The sequence below is a fragment of the Pseudoalteromonas sp. NEC-BIFX-2020_002 genome (assembly GCF_013002825.1).
Taxonomy (GTDB): Bacteria; Pseudomonadota; Gammaproteobacteria; order Enterobacterales; family Alteromonadaceae; genus Pseudoalteromonas; species Pseudoalteromonas neustonica.
The window spans coordinates 1-16,781 of sequence record NZ_JABEPJ010000015.1 but is presented as its reverse complement, the minus strand read 5'-3'; the positions used below and the strand labels follow the sequence as shown (position 1 = coordinate 16,781).

Sequence of the window (16,781 nt, the reverse complement as noted above, 5' to 3'; positions counted from 1 at the left end):
GGGTTTTTTTATATGCAAAATATGCCTAAAAAAATAATTCAAATAATAAAAAAAGCCTCCAAAGAGCAATCAGCCACGATAAGCAGTCAAGACCGCGGCTTTAATTATGGGGATGGCTTTTTTACCACCGCTAAAGTGCAGGATGGTCAAGTGGTCCATTGGCCACTTCATCGAATGCGTTTAATTGAATGCGCAATGCGATTAGGCTTTAGCGAATTAGACTTTGTGCAGCTGGAATCAGAGATTACTGATTATATCGCCACAACAGCACTGGGCGTACTAAAAATTGTCGTAACGCGAGGCAGTGGTGGCCGAGGATATGGTTTGCCTGAGCTACCACAGTCACTTATTATACTATCGCAGCTACCTTTTCCTGCCAGTTATCCTTTGCTTGCACAACAAGGCATTAAATTAGCTATCAGCACGGTGCAATTAGCATTGCAACCTTTATTTGCAGGTTTAAAAACCTTAAATCGCTTAGAGCAGGTGATGATAAAACAGGCCATGGCGCATCAAACATGTGATGATGTGATCGTGTTAGATTATAATAATTTTGTGATAGAAACCTCCGCAGCAAACATAGTTGCCATTAATAAAGGCTGCGTCTTTAGTCCTAATTTGAAAAACTGCGGTATTCGGGGGGTTTATCTGCAATCTCTGTGTGATAAATTACCCGTGCAATTTATTGATATGACACTTGAGGAATTACAGCAAATGGAAGCTGTTTTTATTTGTAATAGCCTAATGGGTATTGTGCCTGTGACAGCGATCAATAATATAAAATATGAATTATCTACCAGTGTAGCCTTACTGGAAGATTTATTACTCAAGGAGTCAGCGTGTTAAAAGTGATTATCACGGTCGTATTATTGGCATTATTTGTCACTGGTATTGGCTACCAACAGTTGCAAACGACAATTAATAGTCCATTAAAAACGCCTCAAAACACGCTATTTGAAGTGAAAAAAGGCACGGGTTTTAACCAGCTATGTCAACAATGGCAGGCCAAACAGTGGTTAAAAGATTGCTTTCGTTATCAAGTACTCGCTAAATTGGACCCAACATTAACTGATTTAAAAGCGGGCTTATATCAACTTGATACAGGCACCGTTTTAGATAATATTCGCCGTATTAACCAAGGTAAGCAGGCCAGCTTTAGTTTTACAATTATTGAAGGGCAATCATTGCGCGAAGTGTTAGCAGCAATTAGCCACGCAGAGTACCTTCGTAATGACTTAATACTTGATGAGCTATCTCAGCAAGTTTTAGGCTCAGATAAACATTTAGAAGGGTGGCTGTTTCCTGATACCTATCATTATCATGCTAATGATACTGCCAGCTCGGTGCTTAAGCGTGCGCATAAGATAATGCAAAGTGTGCTTGATGAAGCGTGGCAAAATAAAGCTCCTAACTTACCTTTAAAGTCTGCTTACGAAGTATTAATCATGGCGTCCATTATTGAAAAAGAAACAGGTCTTGCTAGCGAACGGCCATTAATCGCATCTGTGTTTACTAACCGATTAAACACAAAAATGCGCTTGCAAACGGACCCCACTGTGATTTATGGCATAGGCGCTGATTTTGATGGCGATATTAAACGCAAAGATTTAACGACTTATACGCCGTATAATACCTATAAAATAAATGGTTTACCGCCAACGCCTATTGCAATGCCATCAAAACCTGCAATTTTTGCTGCGGTTAATCCACCAAAATCTGAGTTTGTGTATTTTGTGGCAAAAGGTGATGGCAGCCACCAATTTTCAAAAACGCTAAAAGAGCATAATAAAGCGGTACAAGATTACTTGCGTTATCAAAAGCAGTTAAACAAATAGATTAAAAAATATAAAACGAGAAAGCCTACTAATGCTTTTTCAAACAAAAAAGAGAAACCATGACAGCAGCAAAATTTATTGTGATTGAAGGCTTAGAAGGCGCCGGAAAATCAACCGCTATAGCAATTTGCCAACAGTTTTTAGCGCAGCATGGCGTTGATTTTATCAATGTAAGAGAGCCCGGTGGTACCCCCATTGCTGAAGCACTGCGTAGTATCGTAAAAGACAATCACGACGAAGAGATTGCCAGCGAGACGGAGCTTTTGCTCATGTATGCTGCTCGTTCTCAACTGTTGCACAATGTTATACGTCCAGCGATGGCAAAAGGACAATGGGTACTAGGTGATCGTCATGATTTATCATCGCAAGCGTATCAGGGCGGTGGGCGTGAAATTGCTTCAAACACTTTGGATTCCCTTGCTAGTATTGTATTAAAAGGTTTAAAACCTGATTTAACCATTTATTTGGATATTGACCCTGCTATTGGCCTTGCTCGTGCTAAAGGGCGTGGTGAGCTTGACCGTATAGAACAACAAGCCTTAAGTTTTTTTGAACGTACACGCACACGCTATTTAGAATTAGCAAAGTGTGACGACAGCATTGAGACCGTAAATGCACAGCAAAGTATCGAACTAGTACATCAAGATATTATCACTGTGCTAGATCAGTTTATTAAAAGTAACCATTAAAATGATTTATCCTTGGCTTAGTCATGTTGAACAACAATTAGCAGCAAGTTTTAACGCAGGACGCTTTCATCATGGACAATTATTGAATGGCCAGCAAGGTGTGGGTAAGCGTGCCTTAGTTGAACAATTAGCGAATGCATTATTGTGTTCATCGGCTAATAACTTAGTGCCTTGTGGAAACTGCAAAAGCTGCCATCTCAATCAAGCTGTGACTCACCCGGACAAGTATGTAGTGCAAGCTGATGGGCAAAGTATTGGTGTAGATGATATTCGCAGTGTCAGTGATTTTATGAATCAGTCAGCGGCGCAAAATGCAAATAAAGTGGTTGTTATTAACGACTGTCATAAAATGACCACCGCAGCAGCAAATGCCCTGTTAAAAACCTTAGAAGAGCCAAGTCCGCGTCGGTTTTTATTATTGACCACGAGTGCGACAACACAACTGCCAGCGACTATTTTAAGCCGCTGTGCGCTAACGCAAGTAAAAGTTAGTGATGTAAATGCAGCAAAAATGTGGATTTCGCAGTTACAAATTCCTGCCTATGAATGGCTTTCTTTATTTACTCAACAGCCGTTACTCATTGAACGTTGGCAACAAGACGAACAGCTGGAAATGATTGATAAACTTTATAAGTTTGCAACTGAGCTTAAACAAGGCCATAATTTCACCGCGTTGGTTGATATCATTAGTAAAGATACAGAGCGTGTTCGGGTATTTTGTTTATTTTTAAGTGAACAATTAAAACAACAACTCATTGCTGGAATGGATTTTGACTCGTATCAAAATGCGCAGAGCGCATTAGCGGAGTTTGTCCAAAACAGCACACAGATACTTGGATTGAATTTGCCTTTGGCTGTTTCTCGATTAGCGTATCGTTTACGCCAAAGCTATAAATAGGATTGATTGTGCAAGAATTATTAGTCGATTTAGATGATCTAGATGAATTATACCGTTGCTATATGCCGTATTTAAAAACCGGCGGGCTATTTGTACGCACTAATATGCGTTATGAAATGGGCCATTCACTGGCATTAAAAGTGACCTTACCTGATGCATTAGAAGATGATGTCATTACGGGGAAAGTTGCGTGGATCACACCCCAAGGCGCGCAAAGTTCTAACCCACCAGGAATAGGGATTAGTTTTATCGATGATAAAACCAATCTTAATGCGAAGATCGAAAAACTACTAGGGACTATGTTAAACTCTGGTAATCCAACTTATACCATGTAGTAAGCAGTAACGTGATTGTAGATTCTCATTGCCATTTAGACCGTCTCGATTTTGATAAACTCGATTTAAACTTAGACCAAGTGCTTGATAGTGCAAGGGCTAAACAGGTAGAACACTTTTTGTGTGTCAGTGTAACGCTTGATCAATTTCCATCTATGTTGGAAAAAATTCAAGGTTACAGTGATGTATCAGCGTCATGCGGTGTACACCCGCTAGATCAAAAAGATGCGTTAGATAAACAACGTTTAATAGATTTAGCGAGCCATGAAAAAGTAGTGGCTATTGGTGAAACCGGCCTTGATTATTATTACGCGAAAGATACGCATGCTGTACAACAAGCAAGTTTTGTCGGTCATATTGAAGTAGCGAATGAGCTGCAAAAACCGCTGATTATTCACACTCGTGATGCCCGAGAAGACACTATCAACCTGATGCGCGCACACAATGCAGAAAAATGTGGTGGCGTATTACACTGCTTTACAGAAGATTGGGATATGGCAAAAAAAGCCATTGATTTAGGTTTTTATATTTCCATCTCTGGCATTGTGACATTTAAAAATGCAGTAGAACTTAAAGACGTAGTTAAACAAATACCGTTAGATAGATTGTTGATTGAAACAGATTCGCCGTATTTAGCGCCAGTGCCTTATCGTGGCAAAACCAATCAGCCTGCTTATGTGCAAGATGTTGCTTATTACATTGCCGATTTAAAAGGTATTAGCTACAAAGAGTTAGCGACTGCCACTACAAATAATTTTTATTCATTATTTAATTTAGTGAACAAAGGATAATTAAGCATGAGTGATGCATCACTTCCTCTTTTATTAATGGGGCCGATGGTGCGCCGCGCAGATGCTGCTGAAGTTTGCATACAATTTGCCACGTCTGTGGCATCACAGTATCGTATAGAGTTTGATAAAATAGACACCTTCAGCGAGCATCATAGCGTTGCTTTAGGTGCTCATCTTTATTTGCATTTTGTAATAATAAAGCCTGTGGTTGCCACACTCCCCATTGATAAATTGATAAGCTATCGCTTATTTAACGACTCTGCAGAGGTGGATTTAAGTGTTTTTTGCTACCAAGGTAAGGCAACCCCTGAGTTTGTAATTCCACATACACTCGAGCAGATATTACATGGTTCATGTCGTAATCCGCATCATCCAGCAAAAGACAGCTTAGTTGCAGCGAATGATTTTCAACAGCAAAATCGCAGTAATAGCAAAGCGGGGGCTGATATTTTATTACTCTCAGGCGATCAGGTTTACGCAGATGACGTTGCCGGCGCCATGCTAATTGCGATATATAGGCTGATTGATTTACTCGGTATTTATAAAGAACAACCCCTTGATATAGCACTGCCTGAAAAATTAACCGACCAACTCTATCAGCGGCACCTATTTTTGCCTAAAGTGCCTTGGCAGCAACGCAGTAAAATAGGCGTAGGGTATTGGCTCAAAAAAGATGAGCCGCATTTTTCAAGTTTAAAAGCAGCCAATCACTTAATTGCGTTTGAAGAGTTTATAGCGCTATACCTGCTTAATTTTAGTTCGATTGTATGGGCGCATATCAGTATAGATACCATTACTTATCAAGCATCAAGCAATAAATGCCAACAGATATTTGAAAGCGAAAAGCAGGCCTTAGTCGGCTTTAGTGAAGGTTTAAAAGATGTGCAGGTGTTATTTGCAAACGTATCCACTTTAATGATGTTTGATGATCACGACGTGACCGATGATTGGAATTTAACAGCAGGGTGGGAGCAGTTGATTTATCAACACCCAGTAAGTCGGCGTATTATTAATAATGGTTTGATCAGTTACTGGTTAATCCAGGGCTTTGGTAATGATGCAGGTAAGAAAACAGCTGTTTTACTCGATGAATTTAAAGCAAGTTTGACTGAGCAAAAACAGTGGCACTTTAAAGCATTTGATAAAACCATACTGGAATTTAACCATTGGCATTATGAGCTTAACACTGTACCAAAGGTGGTGGTGTTAGATACTCGTACTCATCGTTGGCGTAATGAACAAAACTTTAATGAACCCTCAGGCTTACTTGATTGGGAACGACTCATGGAGCTTGAAGCAAGCTTACTTACGTATGAGCAAGTGATTATCGTTTCACCTGCGCCGGTGTTTGGGGTTAAATCAATAGAGGCAATTCAAGCATTATTTAATATGTGTGGGCAGCCATTATTAGTTGATGTTGAAAACTGGATGGCCCATGAAGGCTCAGCTAAAAAATTACTCGATACCTTTCGCCGCGACGACACTCCAAAAGAAACGCTGATATTATCAGGCGATGTACATTATTCGTTTTGCTTTTCAGTGCAAAAACGCTTTGGCAAACATCCGAATCGGATCTGGCAACTTACCGCCAGTGGCATTAAAAATGAATTTCCGCGAAAATTAATTAATATACTCGATAAGCTCGATTCAATTTTATATTCACCGAAAAGCCCATTAAATTTCTTTACGAAACGTTGGCATATGGAAGTTGATAAACACCAAACAATAGGTGATGGACAAAAGTACCTTGTGAGCGACTCTGCTATTAGCTTAATTGATTTAAAGCAAGGGAAGTTGGCGCGTTATCAGTTACTTCATCCCGATAATCGCACCACAGAATTTGATTTAACGAATGATTAGTCGATTGATTTACGCTGTTTTTTTACATAATCGCCAACATTACTTACCGTATCGAGCCAGTAGCCATTTTTTGGGTCTTTAAAGTAGATAATAAGCTGCTCTAAAACTTTCGCATCCGTTGAATACTGGCTTTTTTCGCCAATATCGTGGCCTGCTAAAATTAACCACGCATTATTGTTACGTAATTGCTCAGTCATAGTAATGACTTCATCAAAGCTCATACCATCAATTCGCAGACCCGTTAGTTGTGCAAAGTCAGTAAAGTTAGGATTATTAGCAGACTCGTCTAACCAGGTTCGGCCACTATCAAAATGTTTGGCAATTAAAGGTACGTAGCTTTTGGTCTTTATGCCGCGACCAACAAAGGTGTTCCCGCAAGGGTAGGCAAATGCTCGCGGGGTAACGTCTAAAAGCTTCGCGAGGTATTGTTGCGCACTTAGTATATCGTTTTCTAACCACTCAAGTGTCGTTTGTTCAAGTGATAAACCTTGTTTTCTAAGCCACTCAAAATTACCTGTGCAAACGTGGCTGCTAGTGTGATTAGCGATTTCATGGCCAGCTTTAGCTGCTTTTTGCCATTTCTTAAGGCGCTTTTCAACATTAAATGGGGATACGTAAAAAGTCGCTTTTACATTGTGCTTATTGAGTATGGTAGTGCCTACATCGACTTGACTTTCTCTTGCATCATCGAAGGTAATACTCACCGCATTTTGTGCTTTGTCTGGATAGGTAAAACCTAGGTATTTTGTTGAGTCTTGTGCAAAACAGGAGGCGCTTGTTAATAAATAAGCAATAGAGATGAAAGTGAATGGCTTAGGCATAGTAATTCCTTTGAGTTAGCTTTTTACCTATAAAAACAACAAAGCACACATAAGGCAATAGAAAACTACATGTTTAAAAAAGTTTTACGCTTTTATTGCTTTTAGATAAAAAATGCCCAGAACGAATCTGCATTGTTCTGGGCTTAGGGGTGGCTCTTGACGAGCCTGCGCTAACTTGGGAACACCTTCTAAATTCATTAAGGGAGAAGTAGAAAGTAATATTAAGTGTAGTTAACATATGTAAAAAGACACAATAAAATGAGTGATTTTTATACTGCTTTTAAAACAATGGTTTGTATTAAAATAAAGTAAAAAATAAAACTTTATGTTTTTGTTATTAACATTTTTTCTTACCAAACAATTAATTGCGTATTTTGCACTAAATCTCGTGGCAATGAATTTTTGATTTTATTCTTTTGCCATTTACCTAATCCTATTGGGCAGCCGCACAACGTTAGTATTACTTCTCCTAATGTACTCGTTGGTTCAGTTAAACGAATATCTTTACCTTGAAAGTAATCATTGGCTTGTTCGTTAGTTAGCGCATAGACGTTTTTTGAACATTGTCCGCCAAACACAGTGGCAAATTCATGATTAAGACGAACCCCATTTTTGTGGATCATGCCAAGGTGTATACCTAAGCGAGCGTATTTTATTTTATTTTCAATGGCATCAAATTCCTCAGGAAATAACCACAATTCTTTATCGCGTTGCATTAAGCTGCCAGAAAGAGGTTGCACAGCAAATTGTTTTTTAAGTTCGCTATTAAATGCCAAGGCTGCTTTTTTATCATAAGGTTGAAAAGGGAAAGCGCCTTTTTTAACTTTTTGATTAGGGTTATCGCAGCTACCCAGCTTTTTAAATTTGGCAATAAAAAAACCTTCGCTGTCGAAAGTTTGTGGCCAAACGTGTAAGTAACCCTCAGACGTTGTAGCGAGCTCTGCGCCGGTAAATAAATCATCTAATGGGTGTACTTCTAGCTGCTCTGGAAATTCGCTTAGCAAGTAGTCACACACTTGCTGATTTTCTAGCGGTGTTAAAGTACAGGTTGAGTACACTAAAGTGCCGCCGGGTTTTAACGCATAAAAGGCGCTTTTAATTAAGTTTTTTTGTACTTTAGCAATATCAATATTTGATTCAATTGACCAGTTTTTTAGTGCATCAGCATCTTTACGAACGGTACCTTCACCTGAGCAGGGAGCATCAAGCAAAATACTATCAAAGCACTCATACATGTAATCACCAAAAATAGCACCATCAAAATGTGAGAGTGCACAATTGCCCACTCCCATGCGTTTTAATGTCGCGCTGAGTACTTTTAAGCGAGATGACGACAATTCATTAGCAACCAAAACACCTTGGTTATTCATTAGTGCGGCAAGTTGTGAGGTTTTAGAGCCTGGGGCTGATGCCATATCAAGCACATGTGTTGCATCAATTAATGACTCTTTGAGTGCCATTGGTGGCAGCATTGAGCTGGCTTCTTGAACATACATGGCACCACTTAGGTGTAAGTCAGTGTTCCCTAGGGCTAATGCTTGCTCTTCTTTTTCAGGGCGTACTAACCAAAAACCTTCGCTACACCATGGGATCGCCGTTAATTGCCAGCCTTTTTCTTTGGCTGCCAGCTTAAAATCCTCAACTGACATTTTTAGAGTATTAACGCGTACAGATTTGCGCAGGGGTCTGCGACAGGCACTGAGAAAGTCATCGAGTGTTAGGTGCGCTGGTAAATAGGTGTTTACGTCATCTATAAAAGGCTGGGGGATATAGGTATTGGCGTCCAAGACTAAGCTCACAGAGAATTTTAAAGGTGTATTCTATCATTATTACTGGCACTGAGGGTCGCCTTAAATAAAATTTTATGGTTGTTATTCCTGTCGACATTTACTGGTTTTTTATTTGCATTTTGAGCTTTTAAATATAGTTATCTATTTTTATGTCGACAATAGTCGGTTTTAAACACTCTTTTTGGTGATTTAGGCTTGACACATTTTCAGCAAAAGACCATAGTGTAGTCATTAATTGTCGACAATCTTAGAGAAGTATTAAATGACGCAAGACGCTTTTAGCAAAACACCTATTACCACAGCTTCCGATCAAGTGTTTGTGGATATGCGTCGTGAAATTGTCGAAGGTACGATAGAGCAAGGCAGCAAAATCTCAGAGCCTGAACTGGCAAAGCGCTATGGGGTAAGTCGTGCGACATTACGCGAAGCATTAAACCGCCTTGAAAGTTGCTATTTAGTTGAGCGCAAAGCCAATGTGGGTTGTCGCGTGGTGGCCCTTACTGCAGAGCGTTTGATAGAAGTATACGAAGTGCGCAGTGCCCTTGAAGGCTTAGCTTGTCGATTAGCTGCCGACAATATGGCAGCAGATGAAGTGCAAAGCTTAAAACAATTACTTAATCAACATCTACAAACTCAGCGAGTAAAAGAGGGCGAGTCGTACTATCAAGAAGCGGGTGATTTGGATTTTCATTATCGCATTATTAAAGGTAGTAAAAACGAGCATCTTATTCATCTACTGAGTAATGGGCTTTATCAGCTAATTCGTATGTATCGTGTGCAAATGGGCATGGTTGGCCCGCGAGTATCAAAAGCGTTTGATGAGCACTTAGCAATCATTAATGCGATTGAAAGCCACGATGGTGAATTAGCTGAGCTATTAATGAAACGCCACATCAGTGCATCGCAAGCAAATGTTCAAAACAAATTTGATTTATTGGCTGCACAAAAAAGTGCAGTCAATAAATAACTAATAGCAAAATTGTCATAGTTAAAATTTAAAAATAGAGTCTGCCTCGAGCAGCTACCGTTCAAAGGAGACAGCAATGTCAGCAGGATCAAAGTTTAAACAGGCGATAGCGAATAACCACCCACTGCAAGTGGTAGGAACAATTAACGCGTACACAGCAATGATGGCTGAAAAAATGGGCCACCAAGCAATTTACTTATCAGGTGCAGGTGTTGCCAATGCCTCATATGGTATGCCAGATTTAGGTATGACCAGCCTTGATAATGTACTTGAAGATATTCGTCGTATCACTGGTGCAAGCGATTTACCGCTACTTGTTGATGCTGATACCGGTTGGGGCGGGGCATTTAATATTGCACGCACAGTCAAAGAAATGACCAAAGCAGGTGCGGCAGGTTTTCATATTGAAGACCAAGTTGCGCAAAAGCGTTGCGGCCATCGCCCAAATAAAGAAATTGTTTCTCAAGGTGAAATGGTTGACCGTATTAAAGCGGCCGTTGATGCAAAAACTGACAGCGATTTTTACATTATGGCGCGCACCGATGCATTCCAAAAAGAAGGCTTAAATGCCGCAATTGACCGTGCAGCCGCCTGTGTTGAAGCGGGTGCTGATGCAATTTTTGCTGAAGCAGTCCACGACCTTGCTGATTATCAAGCATTTTCTAAAGCGATTAACGTACCCGTTTTGGCAAATATTACTGAATTTGGTCAAACGCCTATTTACACTAAAGAGCAGTTATCAGATGTTGGCGTTCAAATGGTGCTTTACCCACTAAGTGCATTTAGAGCGATGAATAAAGCGGCGCTTAATGTGTACTCTGCTATTTTAAATGAAGGCTCGCAACAAAGCCAAATTGAAAACATGCAAACCCGTGCTGAACTTTATGACTTTTTAGATTATCACACGTATGAAAATACCCTTGATAATCTTTTTTCAGCAAATAAATAATCCCAATTATAAGAACAACAAAATTTAGGAGAATACTCATGGTCGATAAAGCATTAGGTGGTGCAGGTTTACGTGGTCAAGTAGCAGGTCAAACAGCATTGTGCACAGTAGGACAAACAGGATCAGGTTTAACGTATTGTGGTTACGATATCGCAGAGCTGGCTGAAAAAGCGCAATTTGAAGAAGTGTCGTTTTTACTTTCACGTGGCGAATTGCCAACGTCTTCAGAACTTGCTGAATATAAAGCTAAATTAAAAAGCTTACGTGGTTTGCCAGCGGCACTTAAAACCGTGCTTGAAAACATTCCAAAAGATGCTCACCCAATGGATGTAATGCGTACAGGTTGCTCTATGCTGGGTAATCTTGAAATGGAAAATGATTTTAACGAAGCAAATGATGCAATTGATCGCATGGTTGCCGTATTCCCAAGTATTATTTGCTACTGGTATCGCTTTACCCATGATGGCGTTCGTATTGAAACACACACTGATGATGACTCAGTTGGCGCACATTTTTTAACACTACTACATGATAAAGCACCGTCAGAACTGTTTGCACAAGTGATGAATGTGTCACTGATTTTATATGCAGAGCATGAGTTTAATGCCTCAACCTTTACCGGTCGCGTTTGTGCATCAACACTATCTGATATTCATTCATGTGTAACTGGTGCAATTGGTACGTTACGCGGTCCATTACACGGCGGCGCAAATGAAGCGGCAATGGATTTAATTGAAGGCCTTACTGATGCCGATCACGCAGAGCAAGAAATTATGGGCATGCTTGCGCGTAAAGATAAAATCATGGGCTTTGGTCATGCCATTTATCGTGAGTCTGATCCACGTAATGTGATCATTAAAAAATGGTCTGAAAAACTAGCTGCTGAAGTCGGCGACAATGTACTTTATCCAGTATCAGTACGCTGTGAAGAAGTCATGTGGCGTGAGAAAAAGTTATTCTGTAACGCTGATTTTTTCCATGCATCGACCTATCACTTTATGGGTATTCCAACTAAGTTATTTACCCCTATTTTTGTGATGAGTCGTGTAACTGGTTGGACTGCTCATGTAAAAGAGCAACGTGCTAACAACCGTATTATCCGCCCAAGTGCCGATTACACTGGGCCAGATGCGCGCAGTTATACACCAATCGAATCACGTTAAGACCAAAAGGGTGAGTGTTAAAGCGCTCACCTTTTCTTTTTGCACATTTTAATTGTACATAGTTTTTAAGGCTTCTTCTTTTTCACACTTTCCTTAAACACACTATACGTGTGCAACCACCGTCACCTATTAGCGAACTTTTATTATGACCATTATTAATAACACCAAATATCGAAAACCGTTACCAAACAGTAATGTAGATTACTTTGATGTCGAAACCGCCGTTGATGACATTAAGCCAGGTGCATACGCTACCTTGCCTTACACATCACGTGTATTAGCAGAGAATTTAGTGCGCCGCTGTGATCCAGACATGCTAACCGGAGCATTGTCGCAGCTGATTGAGCGTAAACAAGATTTAGATTTTCCGTGGTACCCAGCACGCGTAGTATGTCACGATATTTTAGGGCAAACCGCATTGGTTGATTTAGCAGGCTTGCGTGATGCCATTGCAGCAAAAGGCGGCGATCCGGCGAAAGTAAATCCAGTCGTACCAACACAGTTAATTGTAGATCACTCATTGGCAGTGGAACACGCAGGCTTTGATCCTGATGCATTTGAAAAAAACCGCGCCATAGAAGACAGACGAAACGATGACCGTTTCCATTTTATTAACTGGACAAAAACGGCCTTTAAAAATATTGATGTGATCCCACCGGGTAACGGCATCATGCATCAAATCAACCTTGAAAAAATGTCGCCAGTGATCCAAAACCGCGATGGTATTGCTTTTCCAGATACCCTTGTTGGTACAGATAGCCACACACCACATGTCGATGCACTTGGCGTAATTGCAGTCGGTGTTGGTGGTCTCGAAGCTGAAAGTGTGATGCTTGGTCGCGCCTCTTATATGCGCCTGCCAGACATCGTAGGTGTTGAGCTCACTGGTAAGCGCCAACCGGGTATTACTGCAACGGATATCGTACTTGCTATCACCGAATTTTTACGCGAACAACGCGTTGTATCAACTTATTTAGAGTTTTATGGCGAAGGTGCTGACGCATTAACATTAGGCGATCGTGCAACCATTTCAAATATGACACCAGAATTTGGTGCCACTGCTGCGATGTTTTATATCGATCAAATGACCATTGATTATTTGCGCTTAACAGGGCGTGAAGAAGAGCAAATTGCGCTTGTTGAAAATTATGCTAAAACTACCGGGCTTTGGAGCGATAGTCTAAAAACAGCGCAGTACGAACGTGTACTAACCTTTGATTTATCAAGTGTAGGGCGTAATATTGCAGGTCCTTCAAATCCACATCGCCGTGTTTCTACCCGTGATTTGGCTGCAAAAGGTATTTCAGGTGTAGTCGAGAACGAAGTCGGTTTAATGCCCGATGGTGCCTGTATTATTGCAGCTATCACCAGTTGTACTAATACCAGTAATCCACGTAACGTGATTGCCGCAGGTTTAATTGCCCGTAACGCAAACGCGAAAGGTTTAAGTCGTAAACCGTGGGTTAAAACCTCACTCGCGCCGGGTTCAAAGGCGGTGCAATCATACCTTGAAGACGCCAAATTATTGTCAGAACTTGAGCAGCTTGGTTTTGGTATTGTTGGCTTTGCATGTACGACGTGTAATGGCATGAGTGGCGCGCTTGATCCGGTTATTCAACAAGAAGTGATTGACCGTGATTTATACGCCACGGCAGTACTTTCGGGTAATCGTAATTTTGATGGTCGTATTCATCCTTATGCAAAACAAGCATTTTTAGCGTCTCCTCCGTTAGTGGTGGCCTATGCCATTGCTGGAACTATTCGTTTTGATATTGAAAAAGATGTACTTGGTCTAGATCAACACGGTAACGACGTTACCCTTAAAGATATTTGGCCATCAGATGAAGAAATAGATGCCGTTATTAAGCAGAGTGTAAAACCAGAACAGTTTAAAAAAGTGTACGAGCCCATGTTTAATTTAACCGTTGATTACGGTGAAGATAACGACCCACTTTACGACTGGCGCGCACAAAGTACGTATATTCGCCGCCCACCTTATTGGGAAGGTGCATTAGCAGGTGAGCGGACTATGAAAGGGATGCGCGCTTTAGCAGTGCTTGGCGATAACATAACAACGGACCATTTATCACCATCAAATGCAATTATGGCCCGCAGCGCGGCGGGTGAATATCTCACTCATATGGGCGTACCAGAAGAAGATTTTAACTCGTACGCAACACACCGAGGCGATCACTTAACAGCGCAGCGCGCGACCTTTGCCAACCCTAAATTGCTTAACGAGATGGTGATTGAAAACGGTGAGATAAAGCAAGGTTCATTCGCTCGTGTTGAGCCAGAAGGCACGGTTACTCGTATGTGGGAAGCAATCGAAACGTACATGGCGCGTAAACAGCCGTTGATCATCGTTGCAGGGGCTGATTATGGTCAAGGTTCATCGCGTGATTGGGCAGCAAAAGGTGTACGCTTAGCGGGTGTTGAAGTCATAGCTGCAGAAGGCTTTGAGCGCATTCACCGTACTAACTTAATAGGGATGGGCGTATTACCACTTGAATTTAAAGCAGGCACGACTCGTAAAACCCTCAAACTAGATGGCAGTGAAAGTTATGATGTAACAGGTGAACTAACCCCTGGTACAACGGTTAATTTAACCATAACTCGCGCAGATGGCGAAGTGCTCAACGTGCCAACAAAGTGCCGAATTGACACCCAAGAAGAGCTATCAATTTATGCCGCAGGGGGTGTGTTACAACGCTTTGCGCAAGACTTTTTAGAATCAACACAAAGCGCATAAGGAACAGTAATGACATTCAAACCACAAATTAAAGTGCCAGCTACCTATATGCGCGGTGGCACCAGTAAAGGTGTGTTTTTTAACCTTACAGACTTACCGGAGGCTGCCCAAGTGGCAGGCTCTGCGCGAGATGATTTATTACTGCGCGTTATCGGCAGTCCCGATCCCTATGCTAAGCAAACCGATGGTATGGGCGGGGCAACGTCAAGCACTAGTAAAACGGTAATTTTAAGCAAAAGTGAGCAGCCTGATCACGATGTTGATTACTTATTTGGCCAAGTAGCTATTGATAAGCCTTTTGTTGATTTCAGCGGCAATTGCGGTAATTTAACTTCAGCCGTAGGTGCATTTGCAATTAGTAATGGTCTTGTTGATAAAAGTCGTATTCCTGACAATGGCGTTGCCATAGTACGTGTTTGGCAAGCGAATATTAAAAAAACCATTTTAGTCCATGTGCCAATAACTAACAGTGAAGTACAAGAGACTGGCGATTTTGAACTTGATGGCGTGACGTTTCCCGCCGCAGAAGTAAAGCTAGAATTTATGGATCCTGCCGATGGTGACGGTGCGTTATTCCCAACGGGCAATGTGGTTGATGAGCTTGAAGTACCTGAATTTGGTGTACTTAAAGCGACTATGATCAACGCTGGCATCCCAACTATTTTTGTCAACGCAACAGATATCGGTTACACCGGCACCGAGCTGCAAGAGGATATTAACAATGATGACCAAGCACTGGCAAAGCTTGAATCCATTCGCGCTCATGGTGCAGTAAAAATGGGCTTGATCAGCCATATTAGTGAAGCGGCAGCACGTCAGCACACTCCAAAAGTGGCATTTGTAAATAAACCACTCACGTATATTGCATCAAGCAGCAAAGAAATTAACAGCAATGATATAGATTTATTAGTACGTGCTATGTCGATGGGTAAACTGCATCATGCCATGATGGGCACCGCAGCCGTAGCTATTGGCACAGCCGCCGCAATTAAAGGCACGTTAGTTAATTTAGCCGCTGGTGGCGGACAATTAAGTGAAGTCAACTTTGGTCACCCTTCAGGCACCTTAAAAGTGGGCGCAAAAGCCACGCTCAATAATGGTAACTGGCAGGTTACTAAAGCCAGCATGAGCCGCAGCGCACGCGTATTAATGGAAGGGATAGTGAGGGTAAGCATTTGACGTTTAATTAAAATCTAGCTGTTAGTGGGATTTTATAACCAGAGATTATTTTTAGATAGTGCGTTTGTCTAAATCGTTTTTAATCCCAACTGATACTTGCTGCTTTAGATAACTTAAGAACATAGGTTGGATCTTAAGAAACTTGAAGTTGAACTCTTTTAATGATCAAATAGTTACGCCAATAAAAAAATGACTAAAAACAGAGTTCACATGCAGATTAACCAAGTTTCAAATCAATTAAAAGCCCTCATCTCAGAAAAGCACCTAATCGCGCTTGCAAAAACCTCTGGGTTTCAAGTCCGCCATCGATGTTTGTCGATTGTTTCTTTACTCAAAGCCGTATTTAAAAGCTTATCTTGCTTGCAAGATGCTAACTTGTCAGATATCCATCAAAACCTTAAAACGCAGACTGATTGCACAATCAGTTATAAACCTTTTCATAACCAAATCCGAAACCAGCCTTGACTGAATTACTCCGTGAACTCGTTATTCAAGCGATGTCTAAATTAACTCTAAACACGCTGGATAAACCCTTTTTTATCCAGCGTGGAATACAACGCGTGTTATTACAAGATGGCTCTTCATTTGCTCTACATGATGAACTAGCTCAGGTTTTTGCTGGTCGTTTTACTGCTATAAGTCCTGCCGCAATTGAGTTGCATGTTACTTATGACCTATTTAATGAACAACCCTGCGAAATAGATATCCGTCCTGATGTTGAAACTGAGCGAGCCTTTTTACCGGGTAGTCAC

Annotated in this window: 14 protein-coding genes and 1 pseudogene; 13 read left to right on the top strand and 2 right to left on the bottom strand. The window is 41.1% G+C overall.

Features of this window, described 5'->3' with window-relative positions; genetic code table 11:
* The first annotated feature begins 21 nt into the window (after window positions 1-21).
* The 7 genes from pabC to HJP15_RS15840 are packed head-to-tail and all read left to right on the top strand — an operon-like array spanning window position 22 to window position 6,408.
* Window positions 22-846 carry an aminodeoxychorismate lyase gene (gene pabC, locus HJP15_RS15870; RefSeq protein WP_170174155.1) on the top strand — a complete coding sequence of 275 codons (825 nt, stop codon included), beginning with the start codon at window positions 22-24 and terminating at the stop codon, window positions 844-846.
* Entirely contained in the window at window positions 840-1,835 is a 996-nt protein-coding gene (gene mltG / locus HJP15_RS15865) for an endolytic transglycosylase MltG (protein WP_054203563.1), read from the top strand. Before pabC ends, mltG begins: the two co-directional genes overlap by 7 nt.
* 59 nt (window positions 1,836-1,894) lie before the next feature.
* Window positions 1,895-2,524: a dTMP kinase gene (gene tmk / locus HJP15_RS15860; RefSeq protein ID WP_170174121.1), complete on the top strand. Its 630-nt coding sequence runs from the start codon at window positions 1,895-1,897 to the stop codon at window positions 2,522-2,524.
* Window position 2,525: 1 nt separating this feature from the next.
* Window positions 2,526-3,422 (top strand): DNA polymerase III subunit delta', encoded by an 897-nt coding sequence (gene holB, locus HJP15_RS15855; RefSeq protein ID WP_054203565.1) that lies wholly within the window; start codon window positions 2,526-2,528, stop codon window positions 3,420-3,422.
* Between the two features lie 8 nt (window positions 3,423-3,430).
* Window positions 3,431-3,757, top strand: coding sequence for a PilZ domain-containing protein (locus HJP15_RS15850; protein ID WP_054203566.1), 327 nt, complete (start codon window positions 3,431-3,433; stop codon window positions 3,755-3,757).
* A gap of 11 nt (window positions 3,758-3,768) precedes the next feature.
* Window positions 3,769-4,548: a TatD family hydrolase gene (locus HJP15_RS15845; RefSeq protein WP_054203567.1), complete on the top strand. Its 780-nt coding sequence runs from the start codon at window positions 3,769-3,771 to the stop codon at window positions 4,546-4,548.
* 6 nt (window positions 4,549-4,554) lie between these two features.
* Window positions 4,555-6,408, top strand: a complete 1,854-nt coding sequence (locus tag HJP15_RS15840; RefSeq protein WP_170174120.1) for a metallophosphoesterase family protein — start codon at window positions 4,555-4,557, stop codon at window positions 6,406-6,408.
* Here HJP15_RS15840 and HJP15_RS15835 read toward each other — a convergent pair.
* Window positions 6,405-7,229 carry a polysaccharide deacetylase family protein gene (locus tag HJP15_RS15835; protein ID WP_170174119.1) on the bottom strand — a complete coding sequence of 275 codons (825 nt, stop codon included), beginning with the start codon at window positions 7,227-7,229 and terminating at the stop codon, window positions 6,405-6,407. The genes HJP15_RS15840 and HJP15_RS15835 overlap by 4 nt on opposite strands.
* A gap of 350 nt (window positions 7,230-7,579) precedes the next feature.
* Complete coding sequence (gene rsmF, locus HJP15_RS15830; protein ID WP_170174154.1) at window positions 7,580-9,016, bottom strand: 16S rRNA (cytosine(1407)-C(5))-methyltransferase RsmF; 1,437 nt, start codon at window positions 9,014-9,016, stop codon at window positions 7,580-7,582.
* 265 nt (window positions 9,017-9,281) lie between these two features.
* Between rsmF and HJP15_RS15825 the strand changes: the two genes are divergently transcribed.
* The 6 genes and pseudogenes from HJP15_RS15825 to HJP15_RS15800 all read left to right on the top strand — a co-directional run.
* Window positions 9,282-9,986 (top strand): GntR family transcriptional regulator, encoded by a 705-nt coding sequence (locus tag HJP15_RS15825; protein ID WP_054453418.1) that lies wholly within the window; start codon window positions 9,282-9,284, stop codon window positions 9,984-9,986.
* Between the two features lie 76 nt (window positions 9,987-10,062).
* Entirely contained in the window at window positions 10,063-10,935 is an 873-nt protein-coding gene (gene prpB / locus HJP15_RS15820) for a methylisocitrate lyase (RefSeq protein ID WP_054203572.1), read from the top strand.
* Window positions 10,936-10,973: 38 nt separating this feature from the next.
* Complete coding sequence (gene prpC, locus HJP15_RS15815) at window positions 10,974-12,098, top strand: bifunctional 2-methylcitrate synthase/citrate synthase (protein ID WP_170174118.1); 1,125 nt, start codon at window positions 10,974-10,976, stop codon at window positions 12,096-12,098.
* A 145-nt stretch (window positions 12,099-12,243) separates the two neighbouring features.
* Complete coding sequence (gene acnD / locus HJP15_RS15810) at window positions 12,244-14,850, top strand: Fe/S-dependent 2-methylisocitrate dehydratase AcnD (protein WP_170174117.1); 2,607 nt, start codon at window positions 12,244-12,246, stop codon at window positions 14,848-14,850.
* 9 nt (window positions 14,851-14,859) lie between these two features.
* Window positions 14,860-16,029, top strand: a complete 1,170-nt coding sequence (gene prpF, locus HJP15_RS15805) for a 2-methylaconitate cis-trans isomerase PrpF (protein WP_169326305.1) — start codon at window positions 14,860-14,862, stop codon at window positions 16,027-16,029.
* Window positions 16,030-16,490: 461 nt separating this feature from the next.
* Window positions 16,491-16,781, top strand: a pseudogene (locus HJP15_RS15800) (IS4 family transposase); the annotation flags it as partial.

Coding starts and splice junctions, on each gene's coding strand:
- HJP15_RS15835 (WP_170174119.1), bottom strand. CDS start 7,229: ATGCCTAAGCCATTCACTTTCATCTCTATTGCTTATTTATTAACAAGC.
- prpB (WP_054203572.1), top strand. CDS start 10,063: ATGTCAGCAGGATCAAAGTTTAAACAGGCGATAGCGAATAACCACCCA.
- prpC (WP_170174118.1), top strand. CDS start 10,974: ATGGTCGATAAAGCATTAGGTGGTGCAGGTTTACGTGGTCAAGTAGCA.
- HJP15_RS15840 (WP_170174120.1), top strand. CDS start 4,555: ATGAGTGATGCATCACTTCCTCTTTTATTAATGGGGCCGATGGTGCGC.
- pabC (WP_170174155.1), top strand. CDS start 22: ATGCCTAAAAAAATAATTCAAATAATAAAAAAAGCCTCCAAAGAGCAA.
- HJP15_RS15825 (WP_054453418.1), top strand. CDS start 9,282: ATGACGCAAGACGCTTTTAGCAAAACACCTATTACCACAGCTTCCGAT.
- holB (WP_054203565.1), top strand. CDS start 2,526: ATGATTTATCCTTGGCTTAGTCATGTTGAACAACAATTAGCAGCAAGT.
- acnD (WP_170174117.1), top strand. CDS start 12,244: ATGACCATTATTAATAACACCAAATATCGAAAACCGTTACCAAACAGT.
- tmk (WP_170174121.1), top strand. CDS start 1,895: ATGACAGCAGCAAAATTTATTGTGATTGAAGGCTTAGAAGGCGCCGGA.
- prpF (WP_169326305.1), top strand. CDS start 14,860: ATGACATTCAAACCACAAATTAAAGTGCCAGCTACCTATATGCGCGGT.